A 13,539-nucleotide genomic window follows, 5' to 3' on the forward strand; every position below is an offset into this window, starting at 1 on the left:
CACCCTCCGTGTGATCGATCACCGCTTGGCCGGTCAGCCGCTCAGCGTCCAGCTGAGCAGTCCCGGCGCACCGGCGATGATGAGGAAGCGTCCGGTGCGGCCGAGCAGGCTGGAGCCGAGAAACCCGAGCACCGGAAGACCCGCCGCGCCGGAGAGCAGGCACATCAAGCTGTACGGCGGCAGGCCCGGGACCGCGCTGACGGCCAGCACGCCCATGCCCCACCACGGGTGCTCCCGGGTGCGGCGGTGGAAGGCGTCCAGCCAGCCCGCCCAGCGGCCGCCGCGCTTCTCCTCGAGCCGCTTGCTCAGGCGCTCGCCGAGCGCGAAGCCGCCGCGTCCCGCGAAGTAGAACACGGTCTTGGCGGCGACCTGACCCACGGCCGCGGCGATCGCGAACGCCCACCAGCTGACGCCGGTGGTGGTGGACACGGCGGTGAGCAGGTAGAGCTCGATGTTGACCAGCGGAAACACCGCGCCCAGCGCGGCAGTGCCCGCAGTGGCCAGCAACCACCCGATCAACCGAGACTCCGTACCCAGGGAACAAACCTCCAGAACCTTAACCACCGGCTGCGCGCGGTGGCCGCGGCGGGGCGTCGGACGTGGTGATCGCCGCCTTGACGGCCTTCGAGCGCGGTGACGAAGGTGGGAGTGCTCAGAGTCCTAGCGGAGGTGGTCATGGTCGGCCAGGTGCTGTTCCCGAAGTTGCGCGAACCCGACGACGGCGAGGCGCTGCGCTTCGGCGATCGGGCGCTGACCTACCGGGAGCTGGCGGGCGCGGCCGGTGCCGTCGCCGAGCGTCTCGGGGGCAAGCGGCGGGTCGCGGTGTGGGCGACCAACAGCCTGGAGACCGCGGTGGCGGTCATCGGCGGGTTGTGCGCGGGTGCGGCGGTGGTGCCGATCAACCCGAAGGTGGGGGAGCGCGAGCTCGCCCACATCCTCGGCGACAGCGAGCCGGAGTTGTTGCTCGCCGAATCCGGGTTCACAGCGCCCGATGGGTTCGGCACCGTCCCGGTGGCCGAGATCGACGTCACCGCGCGCCGCCCGGCGCCGCACGACGACGCGGTGCCCGATGCGCCCGCCCTGATCGTCTACACCTCCGGGACCACGGGTCCGCCCAAGGGCGTGGTGCTGCCGCGCCGCGCGATCGCGGCGAACCTGGACGCGCTGTCCGAGGCGTGGCAGTGGACCGAGGCCGACGTGCTGGTGCACGCGCTGCCGCTGTTCCACGTGCACGGGTTGATCCTGGGCACCCTGGGCCCGATCCGCCTGGGCGGTTCGGTGCGCCACCTCGGGAAGTTCGACACCTCCGCGGTGGCCGAGGAGCTGTCCGGCACGGCCACGATGATGTTCGGCGTTCCCACGATGTATCACCGGCTCGCCGCCGACGCGGAGCAAGACCCGCAGCTGGGAGGGGCGATCGGCAAGGCCCGGCTGCTGGTGTCCGGTTCGGCGGCGCTGCCCGCGGTGGAGCACGAGCGCATCGAGCGGCTCACCGGTCAGCGCGTCGTCGAGCGCTACGGCATGAGCGAGACGATCATGAACTGCGGTGTGCGGGCCGACGGCGATCGCCGTCCCGGCTATGTCGGCAGGCCCTTCGCGGGCGTCGAGCTCAAGCTCGTCGACGAGCAGGGCGCCGAGATCACTGCGAGCGACGACGAGACCGTCGGTGAGATCCTGGTGCGCGGTTCGAACCTGTTCAGCGGTTACCTGAACCGGCCCGATGCCACCGAGGCGGCCTTCAGCGACGGCTGGTTCCGGACCGGGGACATGGCCGTGCGCGCGCCGGACGGCTACGTCCGCATCGTCGGCCGCAAGGCCACCGACATCATCAAGAGCGGTGGCTACAAGATCGGCGCGGGCGAGATCGAGAACTGCCTGCTCGAGCACCCGGCGGTCGCCGAGGTCGCGGTCACCGGTGAACCCGATCCGGACCTGGGCGAGCGGATCATCGCCTGGGTGGTTCCCGTGGGCGAGGCGTCCGAGCAGGAGCTGATCGAGCACGTCGCCGGGCTGCTGACCCCGCACAAGCGGCCGCGCGAGGTGCGGTTGCGCGAGTCCCTGCCGCGCAACGAGATGGGCAAGGTGCAGAAGAAGGCGTTGCTCGCGGAAGGCGGGCATGGCTGAGCACAGCGGTGCCCGCGCCCTGGTCGAGGCGATCGGCCGGGAGTTCGCCGAGTTCGACCCCCCCGGGCGCCGCCACGACCGGGGACGGTCCGCTGGACTGGCCCGGTTATGCCGGCCAGCGCGCTCGCGCGGCAGAGCGCTCCGGGAGCGCGGAATCGGTGCTGTGCGGGCGGGCGCGGCTCGGTGGGCGAGAAGCGGTGCTGATCGCCTTCGACTTCGCCTTCCTGGGCGGCTCGGTCGGCGCGGACGCGGGCGCCCGCATCGCGGCCGCGTTCGAGCGGGCCCGTGAGCTGCGCCTGCCGGTGGTCTCGCTGGTGGCCTCCGGTGGCAGCAGGATGCAGGAGGGCATCCGCGCGTTGCAGCAGCTGCAGGTGATCGCGCGAGCCTGCTTGGCGATCAGGCGCGAGAGCATCCCGCACATCGCCGTGCTGCGCGACCCGACGACCGGCGGGATGTGGGCGGCGCTGGCCGCCAACGCCGATGTCGTGCTGGCAACGCCCGGAGCGGCCGTGGCCTTCGGCGGTGCCCGGGTGCGCGGAGGCGCCGACGGGGTGGAGTTTCGCAGCGAGGGCAAGTACGCCGACGGCCAGATCGACCGGCTGGTTCCCGAGGAGGAGCTTCCCGCGCGACTGGCCGAACTGGTGGAGCTGCTGCACCCCGCTCGCGTGGCGGCGTCTCCGGACCCGGCTCCGGTTCCGGTCGCGTTGACCGCGCGAGCACCCGTTCGAACGGGATCGCAGGCCGTCGAGCGCGCGCGGGCGGCCGAACGCCCGCGCGCGGGTGAGTACCTGGGCGTCTACTTCGACCGCCGGTTCGAGATCGGCGGCGATCGCACAGGTGGCCGTGACGAAGCCATGATCTGCGGTTTCGGCGACCGGGGCGGCCGCACGATCGCCTTCGCCGCGCAGTGCGGCACCGCGAACACCCCGGCCGGATTCCGCACCGCCGCGCGCTTGATCCGGCTCGCCGATCAGCTCGGCATCCCGGTGCTGACACTCGTGGACACCCCGGGAGCGGCCAACGACGCGGCGGCCGAGCGCGGCGGTATCGGCCCGGCCATCGCCGAGGCGTTCAGCGCCGTGGCCGCCGCGGACGTGCCGGTCACCACGCTGGTCATCGGGGAGGGCGGTTCGGGCGGTGCGCTCGCCCTGTCGGCCCCGGAACGCACCTGGATCACCTCGGACGCCTACTTCGCGGTGATCGCCCCCGAATCGGCGGCGGCCATCCTCAAGCGCTCGGAGCCCGAGGTGCCCGAACTGGCCGGGCTGCTCCGCCTCCGCCCGGAGGACCTGCTGGAGCTGGGCTTCGTCCGGGGTGTTGTCGGCTGAATTCGGGGTCGCGTTGCCGTCCAGCGGCAGCGAAACCTCACTTCGGTGATCAAAGCCACCCCGATGGCGGGGCGAAACCGGACGGTCCGTGTTCTAAACTCAGGCTTACCTGACAAAGGTTAGGCTAGCCTGAATGCACAGAAGGGCACGATGAACCGGACGGGGATCAGCGGCAAGGTCGCCATCGTCACCGGCGCGGGCCAGGGGATCGGGGCCGAAGTGGCGACCGCGCTGGCAGGCAGCGGCGCCGAGGTGGCGGCGATGGATCGCAACGGGGCGCGGGTCGAAACGCTCGCGGCGCAGTTGACCGCGAAGGGCCACCGGGTGCGGGCCTACCGCGCCGATGTCGCCGATCCCGCGGCGGTGGCCGAGGTGGTGGCCGTGGTCGAAGCCCAGCAGGGCCCCGTCGACATCCTCGCCAACGTCGCGGGCGTGCTGCAGACCGGCTCCGCGCAGGAGATGACCGACGCAGAGTGGCAGCGCACCTTCGCGGTCAACGCCACCGGGGTGTTCAACCTCTGCCGCGAGGTCTCCAAGCACATGATCTCGCGGCGGCGGGGCGCGATCGTGACCGTCGGATCCAACGCCGCCGGCGTGCCCCGCCACTCCATGTCGGCCTACGCCGCGTCCAAGGCCGCCGCCACCATGTTCACCAAATCGCTCGGACTGGAACTGGCCGAGCACGGCATCCGCTGCAACATCGTGGCACCGGGTTCGACCGACACGGACATGCAGCGCGGCATGTGGGCCGACGAGAGCGGCGCCGAGCAGGTGATCGCGGGTTCGCCGGAGACCTACAAGGCGGGCATTCCGCTGGGCAAGCTCGCCACCCCGGCCGACATCGCCAACGCGGTCGTCTTCCTCGTCTCCGACGAGGCCGGGCACATCACGATGCATGACCTGTACGTCGACGGTGGCGCCACGCTGCGCGCCTGAACCCGCCGCGAATCGCGAAAGGTTGCCATGACCACGATCGACACCGAACCCGGTGTGCTCTCCGACGACACGGTCGTCGCGGGCTCCGCCCGGTTGCTCGCGGCCTACGAGGCAGGATCGTCGTTCTTATTCTCCGGTCCGAGAGGTGTGCTGCTGGCGCGCGGGGTCGCCGCGACCATGCCCAAGACCCGGTGCTCCCGGGAGCAACTGCCCCAGCAGATGCGGGAATTCCTCGACGGCGCCGTGGAATTCGGGCGGCGCAACCCGATGGTGGTGGGGGCCGTGCCGTTCGGCGCCGACCTCCCCGCGCACCTGGTGCTGCCCGAGGAAGTGGTGCGCGCCGAGCCGCTGAACGTCCTGGTGCCGCAGCGGCACTCGGTGGCCGGGCCGGAGTTCGAGGTGCGCTCCGTGCCCGGACCCGAGGAGTACGAGCGCGGCGTCGAGCGGCTGCTGCGCCGGATGGAGCGCGGTGAGCTGAGCAAGGCCGTGCTGGCCCGCTCGCTGGAACTCACCCCGAGCGAACCCGTCGACGTCCGCGGGATGCTGCGCAGCCTGGCGCTCGCCGACCCGGCCAGCTACACCTTCGCCGTCGACCTGCCGCGCCGCGGCGAGGACGGCACGCGCGACAGCTTCGGCCCGCAGCCCGCGCTGAGCCGCACCTTCCTCGGTGCGAGCCCGGAACTGCTGGTCTCCCGGCGCGGCACGTCGGTGCGGTCCAACCCGATGGCGGGATCCCGGCCGCGCAGCGACGACCCGGCCGAGGACAGGCGGCGCGCCGCCGAGCTCAGCGAGTCCGAGAAGGACCACCGCGAACACGCCGCGGTGGTCGAGGCGGTGGCCGAAGCGCTGCGCCCGTACTGCTCCGAGCTGCACGTGCCGCAGGCGCCCTCGGTCGTGTCCACCAACGCCATGTGGCACCTGGCCACCGAGATCAGCGGCGAGCTGCGCGATCCGGCGACCACCTCGCTGGAACTGGCCGACGCGTTGCACCCGACCCCGGCGGTGTGCGGTACGCCGCCGGATCGGGCGCGCTCGGCGATCGCCGAGACCGAGCCGTTCGAGCGCGGCTACTACGCGGGCATGGTCGGCTGGTGCGACGCCGACGGCGACGGCGAGTGGGTGGTGGCGATCCGCTGCGCCGACGTCGAGGACGAGTCGTTGCGCCTGTTCGCGGGCGCGGGCATCGTCGCAGGGTCCGAGCCCGCCGAGGAGCTGGCCGAAACCACCGCGAAGTTCCGCACCGCGCTGTCCGCGATGGGCTTGGAACAGGCCTTCTGAGGGGAATCATGATCGCTTCACTTCCCGGGGTCACGCTGTGGCCCGACGAGTGCGCCGACCGCTACCGGGCCGCCGGCTACTGGCAGGGGTACACCCACGGCCAGATGTTGCGGGTGCGCGCGACCAAGCACCCCGACCGCGTCGCCGTCGTCGACGCGACGCGACGCGTCACCTACGGCGAACTCGACGAGCGGGCCGATCGGCTGGCCGCCGGGCTGCGCGAACGGGGCATCGCCAAGGGCGACCGCGTCGTGGTCCAGCTGCCGAACATCGCCGAGCACTACGAGGTCTGCTTCGCGCTGTTCCGCCTCGGTGCGGTGCCGGTGTTCGCGCTGCCCTCGCACCGGCTGACCGAGATCGCGTACTTCTGCGAGTTCTCCGAGGCGACCGCTTACCTCACCGTCGATGTCGAGGCCGGATTCGACCACCGCGCGCTCGCTGCCGAGGTTCGCGAGAAGCTGCCCGATCTAGCGGTGTTCATCGCGGGCGAGCCGGGCGAGTTCACCGCGTTGCCCGATGTGGACGCCGAGCCGGTGGCGCTGGACGAGCCGTCCTCGAGCGACGTGGCCTTCCTGCAGCTGTCCGGCGGCAGCACCGGGGTGCCCAAGCTCATCCCGCGCACGCACGACGACTACATCTACTCGTTCCGCGCCAGCAACGAGATCTGCGGGGTCGCCGAGGACACCGTCTACATGGTGGCGCTGCCCGCCGCGCACAACTTCCCGATGAGCTCGCCCGGCGCGCTCGGCGTCTTCCACGCCGGTGGCCGGGTGGTGCTGGCGCGCAGGCCGAGCCCGGACGAGGTGTTCCCGCTGATCGAGCGGGAGCGCGTCACGCAGGCACCCGCGGTGCCGCCGCTGGCGCTGCTGTGGCTGGACGCCGCCCCGGAGAGCTCGCACGACCTCTCCAGCCTGGAGGTGCTGCAGGTCGGCGGCGCGAAGTTCAGCGAGGAGGCCGCGCGCCGGGTGCGCCCGGTGCTGGGAGCGACCCTGCAGCAGGTGTTCGGCATGGCCGAAGGATTGGTCAACTACACCCGCCTGGACGATCCGGAGGAGGTCGTCGTCACCACCCAGGGGCGCCCGATCTCGCCGGACGACGAGGTCCTGGTGGTCGATGACGAGGACGAGCCGGTTCCGCCGGGGGAGACCGGTCACCTGCTCACCCGCGGGCCCTACACGATCCGCGGCTACTACCGGGCCGAGGAGCACAACGCTCGCGCGTTCACCCCGGAGGGCTTCTACCGCACCGGCGATGTCGTGCGCTTCACCGCCGAGGGCAACCTCGTCGTCGAGGGGCGGGCCAAGGACCAGATCAACCGGGGCGGCGAGAAGATCGCCGCCGAAGAGGTGGAGAACCACCTGCTGGCCCATCCCGCGGTCCACGACGCGGCCGTGGTCTCGATGCCCGACGACTACCTCGGCGAGCGCACCTGCGCCTTCGTGGTCGCGCGGGGAACCGCGCCGAAGTCCCGCGAGCTGATCAAGTTCATCCGGCAGCGCGGCTTGGCCGGCTACAAGGTGCCGGACCGGGTGGTGTTCGTCGAGCAGTTCCCGCAGACCGGCGTCGGCAAGACCAGCAAGCGCGACCTGCGGGAAGCGATCACCCGCGAGCTCGTGCCGCAACTGCCCGGCTGAAGACCCGCCCAGATCTGAAAGGAATCACCGTGGCGCTTCCCAGGATCGCCCCCTACCGGGTCCCGCGGCCCGAGGAACTGCCCGCCAACAAGGTGTCGTGGCACGTCGACCGCGAACGCGCGGTACTGCTGGTGCACGACATGGAACGGCACTTCGTCGACGCCTTCACCCGGGACGCCGAACCGCTGAACCAGGTCGTGCCGAACATCGCGAGCCTGGCCGAAAAGGCGCGCGCCGCAGGTGTCCCGGTCGTCTACTGCGCGCAGCCCGGCGGGCAGACCCCGGAACAGCGCGGGTTGCAGCTGGAATGGTGGGGCCCCGGCGTGGCCGACCCGGCGATGGAGGAGATCATCGACGAGCTGGCCCCGCAGCCGGACGACGTGCGCCTGACCAAGTGGCGTTACAGCGCTTTCCAGCGCACCGAGCTGCGCGAACTGCTGCGCGAGTGGGGACGTGACCAGCTGGTCATCACCGGCGTTTACGCCCACATCGGTTGCATGATGACCGCGGCCGAGGCCTTCCAGCAGGAGGTCCAGGCGTTCCTCGCCGCCGACGGCGTGGCCGACTTCTCCCTGGACAACCACCGGATGGCGCTGCAGTACGCGGCGCGCAACTGCGGTGTCGTGGACACCAGCGCCAACCTGGCCGAATCCCTGACCCGCGCGACCGAGACGGTCTGAGGAGATACTTCCGCTTGGTTTGCGTGACGGTGCGGGTGGGGGAACCTGACGCGCCGTGTGGCTGCGGGAGCCACTCCCTGAGTAGCCACCTACGCGGGGTCGCGGCTGTCCTCGCCGCACGACGCGGCAGAACCCCGGTGGTGCGGGCAGAGTCCCGCACCTGGAACAGCGGCCGTCGCCGCATACTGCAAGGACCCCTGAGACGACGAGGAGATGACGATGCCCGCGAAGCTCACCCTGGAGGACGTCCGCGCGCAGGTCGCCGAGCTCCTCTTCGAGGACCCGGCGGAACTCGCCGATGACGAGGAACTCATCGACTGGGGCTTGGACTCGGTCCGGGTGATGACCCTGGTCGAGCAGTGGCGCAAGCAGGGTGTGCAGGTCACCTTCGCCGACCTGGCCGAGCGGCCCACCCTCGCCGACTGGTGGGCGGTGCTGGAACCCAAGGTCGGGGTCTGACCGGCGCGGCGGCCCCGCCGCCCGGTCGACCGGTTTCCTCCCGTTTCCGGGAACGGCGGCTGACCTCGCCGGAGCCCGCGCGGGCTCCGGCGAGGTCAGCGCGATCCGGTTCCGCCGCTACCAGGGGACCTGCGGTGAGCGGTAGTAGTCGATGCCCGCCGCCTCGAAACGCGGTCCGTGGGTGGCTAGCCGCCGGCTGAACGACTCCCAGCCCAGGGCCTCCTTCGGTGACCACGCCAGTTCCGCGATCGCCGGCAGCCTGGGGAAGGCCATGAACTCGATGTGATCGGACTCCTCCAGGGTCTCGGTCCACATCGGAGCCTCGACGCCCAGGACCGATTCCTCCGGCACGTCCTGCAGATAGCTGCCGGGGTCCCACGTGTAGGACTCCGAGACCGTGGTCGGCCCGGCCCAGTTCAACCCGAGCTCGGTGTTCTCGTCGTACTTCTGGTCCAGGTAGGATCTGTTCGCGGGCGAGACCAGGATCTCGTTGCCGCGGGCCACGGCCTCGCCGAGCACCGGGTCGCTGTTGGTGGTGCCCCAGAACTGCAGCACCGCATCGCCCTGCGGGGCGGCCTTGCCGTACTCGTGCCATCCCATCGGCCGCTTGCCGTACTTCTCGACCAGGGGCAGCACCTCGGACATGAAGGCGATGTAGTCCTCGTCGGTGGTCGAGTGCGCCTCGTCGCCGCCGATGTGCAGGTACTGGCCGGGGGTGAGCGCGCTGACCTCGCGGATCACGTCCTCGACGAACCGGTAGGTGATGTCCTTGTCCACGCACAGCGAGCTGAAGCCGACCTCGATGCCGGTGTAGAGCGGTGGGGCCTGGCCATCGCAGTTGAGCTCCGGGTAGGACGACAGCGCGGCGTTGGTGTGCCCCGGCATGTCGATCTCCGGGATCACGGTCATGTGCCGGGAGGCCGCGTAGTCGACGATCTCGGTGTAGTCCTGCTGGGTGTAGTACCCGCCGGGGCCGCCCCCGACCTCGGTGCTGCCGCCGTGTTCGGTCAGCCGCGGCCAGCTCTTGATCTGGAGCCGCCAGCCCTGGTCGTCCGACAGGTGCAGGTGCAGCCGGTTGATCTTGTACTTGGCCAGCTGATCGATGTAGCGCTTGACCTCCTCGACGCCGAAGAAGTGCCGCGCCACGTCCAGCATCGCCGCCCGGTGCCCGAACCGCGGCGTGTCCACGACCTCGCCCCCGGGCATCGTCCACGGGCCGCTCCGCGGGGTCGTGCTCTCGATCCCGGCGGGCAGCAGCTGGCGCAGCGTCTGCACGCCGTTGAACAGGCCGTCGGTGGTGGTGGCTCGCAACCGGACCACGTCGTCGTCGACGCGCAACCGGTATCCCTCCGGGCCCAGCTCCTGCTCGCCGTCCAGGGTCAGGGCGATGTTGCCGGTACCGCGCCCGTTGCGGTTGACCGGCAGCGGCAGGCCGGTCGAGGGGCGCAGCACGCCCGCGAGGTAGTCGCCGACGGCTGCGGCCTCGCCGGATGCCCGGATCGCGGTCCGCTGCGTGAGCTCGAAACCGGAGCCCGGATCGGCGGTGACGGACTCCGGTGCGGGGATGATGTCGTCCAGGGGCGAGGCCGCCGGAGCACCGCTCGCCGGAACCACGGTTCCGGCGGCCAGCAGAGCTCCGGCGACCGCGACCAGCGCGGTCCTGCGCGCCATCGAACGGGGTCTAGCGCTCATGGAGTGGCTCCTCTCGGGAGGGAACCACCCAAAGGTATAGACCACGCTGTTCCGGGGAAGCCTCCAAACGGACGTATCGGGCCGCGTCAGTCGGCGCGCAACGAGGGTCGGAGATCCTCCAGCACGCCCGGGTCCTCGATGGTCGAGGGGACCTTGGTGTCCCCGCGATCGGCGATCTCGCGCATCGACTTGCGCAGGATCTTGCCGGAGCGCGTCTTGGGCAGCCCGCCGACCACGGCCACGTCCTTGAAGGCGGCGACCGGTCCGATCTGCTCGCGCACGGCCGTCACCAGCTCGTCGTGCAGCCGCTCCTCGGTGATCTCCACGCCCGACTTGAGCACCACGAAGCCGCGCGGCACCTGCCCCTTGAGCTGATCGTGCACGCCGATCACCGCGCACTCGGCCACGGCGGGGTGCGCGGCGAGCACCGCTTCGATCGATCCGGTCGAGAGCCGGTGCCCCGCAACGTTGATCACGTCGTCGGTGCGGCCCATGACGAACACGTACCCGTCGGCATCGACGTAGCCGTTGTCCCCGGTGAGGTAGTAGCCCGGGTAGCGGGAGAGGTAGGACTCGCGGAACCGCTCGTCGTCACCCCACAACGTCGGCAGCGTGCCCGGTGGCAGCGGCAGCTTCAGGCAGATGGCGCCATCGGTCTCCGGCGGCAGCGGATTGCCCGCCTGATCCAGCACCGCGATCTCGAAGCCGGGGGCGGGAACCGTCGGCGAGCCCGCCTTGACCGGCATCGGCTCGAGCCCGCGCAGGTTCGCGCAGATCGGCCAGCCCGTCTCGGTCTGCCACCAGTGGTCGATCACCGGGACGTCCAGCTTCTCGGCGGCCCAGTGGTAGGTCTCCGGGTCGAGCCGCTCGCCGGCCAGGAACAGCGTCCGCAGCCACGAGGTGTCGTGCGCGGCGAGCTGCTCGGCGTCCGGATCGACCCGCTTGATCGCGCGCAGCGCGGTGGGCGCGGTGAACAGCGCCTTGACCCGGTGCTGCGCGATGACGCGCCAGAACGCGCCGGCATCCGGGGTGCCCACCGGCTTGCCCTCGTAGAGCACGGTCGTGGCTCCGGTCAGCAGCGGCGCGTAGACGATGTAGGAGTGCCCGACCACCCAGCCGACGTCCGAGGCTGTCCAGAAGACGTCGCCGGGGGAGATGTCGTAGATGTTGGCCATCGACCAGCGCAGCGCCACCGCGTGGCCACCGTTGTCGCGGACCACGCCCTTCGGGCGCCCGGTGGTTCCCGAGGTGTAGAGCACGTAGAGCGGATCGGTGGCCGCCACCGGCACGCACTCGGCGGGTTCGGCCCCCGCCAGGGCGTCCTGCCAATCGACGTCGCGCGGGCCCAGCTCGGCTCGTGCCTGCGGTCGCTGGAACACGATCACCTTGCCCGGCTGGTGCTCGGTCAGGCTCAGCGCCTCGTCGACGATCGGCTTGTACTCCACGACGCGTCCCGGCTCCAGCCCGCACGAGGCGGCCACGATCACCGAGGGCCGCGCGTCGTCGATCCGCGCGGCCAGTTCCTTGGGCGCGAAACCGCCGAAGACCACCGAGTGCACCGCGCCGATCCGCGCGCACGCCAGCATCGCCACGGCGGCCTCCGGGATCATCGGCAGGTAGATCACCACGCGGTCGCCGCGGGAGACCCCCTGCGCGCGCAGCGCCCCGGCGAAGTGCGCGACCTTCGCGAGCAGCTCGCTGTAGGTCCAGGTGCGGACCGCGCCGGTCATCGCCGAGTCCCAGATCAGCGCGGGCTGCTCGCCGCGCCCGTCGCGCACGTGGCGGTCCAGCGCGTTGAAGCAGGTGTTGAGCTCGCCGTCCGGGAACCAGCGGTAGAACGGAGCCGCGGAATCGTCCAGCGCCCGGGTCGGCGGTTCGTCCCAGTCGATCGCGCGCGCCGCGTCGAGCCAGAACCCCTCGCGGTCGGTCAGGCTCCGCTGATAGGCCTCGGCGTAGGCACCCATAACTGACTCCAGTGTCGGCGAAGGTGATGTTGCCCCGGTTAGTACCGCACATGCCGCACCGGCGCCAGGTTCACGCCGAAACGGCGCGGTCACCGCGCGACGCCGCGAGCGGGCGAGCGTCATCGCCCGCGCCGAACGCCGGGCGCCGGCCGGACGGCTGCTCGGCGACGGTGATCGGCCGCTGGGCGCGACACCTCGGTTCCAGCGCGACATTGCGGTTTCAGGGGCACACAATCGCGGCAGAGTCGATGGCCCGGGCTAACACCGAGCTGCTTGGCGCCGACAAAATAATCGGAGGTGCTACGAACGATGAGCACGAAACCGGCCCTGTCCGCAGGGATGTCGCCGTCCGATGGGTCCGCCGAGGCGGATGGACCGAGCGCGGGTGAACTACCGACCGCGCCCTGCAGCGTGGTGTGGAGCGGTGGCCACTGCTACGTCCGCGAGGGCGCCGCAGGCGCTCGCTGGGCGGGCGTGGACGACAGGGGCAGGGCGCGGTTCCTGACCGACGCCGAACTGCACCGCCGGGGCTGGACGCACCGCCGCCGCTGATCGCGCACCGGTGGCCGAGCCCCGGCTCGTGCGCGGTCCGGTCGCTTCGACTCCGCGCGCGGCATCCGGCCGCCAAGTGGGTTGTGCAGCCCATATGAGACCCTGATCGGGTCAGGATGCACGAGTGTGCACCCGTTGCGGGACAGTGCGCACAACCATTCAGGGGAGGCTCGTGGTGCAGGACGCCGAGCGCACCACGGACAACACCACGAGCGGTGCGACCGACGCGAGCAACGGGGAGCTTCCGGATCCCGGCATGGACCGGATCCGGGAAGTCGCCCGTGGCGTCTGGGCCGACCCGCTGTGGACGCTGCCCAACCTGCTCAGCGTGGTCCGGCTGGCCGGGGTGCCGCTGTTCCTGTGGTTGCTGCTCGGTCCGCAGTCCGATCTGCTCGCCCTGCTGGTGCTGGTGGTCTCCGGCATCACCGACTGGCTCGACGGGAAGCTCGCACGCTGGCTCAACCAGTACAGCCGCATCGGCGAGCTGCTGGACCCAGCCGCCGACCGCCTCTACATCGTGGCCACCCTCGCGGCCTTCGTGCTCCGCGATGTCATTCCCTGGTGGGCGGCCGTGGCCCTCGTCGGCCGCGACATCGTGCTCACGCTCTGTCTGCCGGTGCTGCGCTGGCACGGCTACGAGCCGCCGGACGTGCACTACCTGGGCAAGGCGGCCACCTTCTGCCTGATGTACGCGTTCCCGCTGCTGCTGCTGGTGCAGGAGGACTTCATCGGCGCGGACGTGGTTCGCCCGATCGCCTACGCCTTCACCTGCTGGGGCGGCGCGCTCTACCTCTGGGCCGGGATCCTCTACCTCGGCCAGGTCATCGCCGCGGTCCGCCAAGCGCGAACGTAGGCCCGCCGCGCCGGTTCCGGCGCCGGGGCCCGACCCGCT

12 protein-coding genes are annotated in these 13,539 nt (G+C 71.2%); 9 read left to right on the top strand and 3 right to left on the bottom strand.

All coding sequences use genetic code 11. The annotated features are described in order from the left end of the window. Positions 1 to 33: 33 nt before the first annotated feature. Positions 34 to 519, bottom strand: a complete 486-nt coding sequence (locus ABD289_RS15220; RefSeq protein WP_344132173.1) for a VTT domain-containing protein — start codon at positions 517 to 519, stop codon at positions 34 to 36. 156 nt (positions 520 to 675) lie between these two features. Between ABD289_RS15220 and ABD289_RS15225 the strand changes: the two genes are divergently transcribed. From ABD289_RS15225 to ABD289_RS15255, 7 genes are all read left to right on the top strand, one after another. After that, positions 676 to 2,124, top strand: a complete 1,449-nt coding sequence (locus ABD289_RS15225; RefSeq protein ID WP_344132416.1) for an acyl-CoA synthetase — start codon at positions 676 to 678, stop codon at positions 2,122 to 2,124. A 197-nt stretch (positions 2,125 to 2,321) separates the two neighbouring features. After that, positions 2,322 to 3,452, top strand: a complete 1,131-nt coding sequence (locus ABD289_RS15230; RefSeq protein WP_344132176.1) for a carboxyl transferase domain-containing protein — start codon at positions 2,322 to 2,324, stop codon at positions 3,450 to 3,452. Positions 3,453 to 3,602: 150 nt separating this feature from the next. Beyond that, positions 3,603 to 4,388, top strand: a complete 786-nt coding sequence (locus ABD289_RS15235) for a 2,3-dihydro-2,3-dihydroxybenzoate dehydrogenase (protein ID WP_344132179.1) — start codon at positions 3,603 to 3,605, stop codon at positions 4,386 to 4,388. Positions 4,389 to 4,415: 27 nt separating this feature from the next. Continuing rightward, positions 4,416 to 5,666, top strand: coding sequence for an isochorismate synthase DhbC (dhbC, locus tag ABD289_RS15240; RefSeq protein ID WP_344132182.1), 1,251 nt, complete (start codon positions 4,416 to 4,418; stop codon positions 5,664 to 5,666). Between the two features lie 8 nt (positions 5,667 to 5,674). Continuing rightward, entirely contained in the window at positions 5,675 to 7,300 is a 1,626-nt protein-coding gene (locus ABD289_RS15245) for a (2,3-dihydroxybenzoyl)adenylate synthase (protein WP_344132185.1), read from the top strand. Positions 7,301 to 7,329: 29 nt separating this feature from the next. Beyond that, positions 7,330 to 7,980, top strand: a complete 651-nt coding sequence (locus ABD289_RS15250; RefSeq protein ID WP_344132188.1) for an isochorismatase family protein — start codon at positions 7,330 to 7,332, stop codon at positions 7,978 to 7,980. 219 nt (positions 7,981 to 8,199) lie between these two features. Then, on the top strand, positions 8,200 to 8,439 hold the full coding sequence (locus ABD289_RS15255; protein ID WP_344132191.1) for a phosphopantetheine-binding protein: 240 nt from the start codon (positions 8,200 to 8,202) through the stop codon (positions 8,437 to 8,439). Positions 8,440 to 8,556: 117 nt separating this feature from the next. Here ABD289_RS15255 and ABD289_RS15260 read toward each other — a convergent pair whose 3' ends face one another. Next, entirely contained in the window at positions 8,557 to 10,131 is a 1,575-nt protein-coding gene (locus ABD289_RS15260) for a beta-N-acetylhexosaminidase (protein WP_344132194.1), read from the bottom strand. Between the two features lie 86 nt (positions 10,132 to 10,217). Beyond that, a complete protein-coding gene (locus ABD289_RS15265; protein ID WP_344132197.1) occupies positions 10,218 to 12,095 on the bottom strand; it encodes a propionyl-CoA synthetase in 1,878 nt (625 codons plus the stop codon). A 339-nt stretch (positions 12,096 to 12,434) separates the two neighbouring features. Here ABD289_RS15265 and ABD289_RS15270 point away from each other — a divergent pair, with 339 nt between their 5' ends. Together ABD289_RS15270 and clsA are read left to right on the top strand one after the other, a co-directional pair. Continuing rightward, on the top strand, positions 12,435 to 12,647 hold the full coding sequence (locus ABD289_RS15270) for a hypothetical protein (RefSeq protein WP_344132419.1): 213 nt from the start codon (positions 12,435 to 12,437) through the stop codon (positions 12,645 to 12,647). 172 nt (positions 12,648 to 12,819) lie between these two features. Beyond that, positions 12,820 to 13,500, top strand: a complete 681-nt coding sequence (gene clsA, locus ABD289_RS15275; RefSeq protein ID WP_425564691.1) for a cardiolipin synthase ClsA — start codon at positions 12,820 to 12,822, stop codon at positions 13,498 to 13,500. Positions 13,501 to 13,539: the final 39 nt, after the last annotated feature.

It is taken from the genome of Saccharopolyspora halophila, assembly GCF_039531955.1.
In the GTDB taxonomy this organism is placed as follows: domain Bacteria; phylum Actinomycetota; class Actinomycetes; order Mycobacteriales; family Pseudonocardiaceae; genus Saccharopolyspora; species Saccharopolyspora halophila.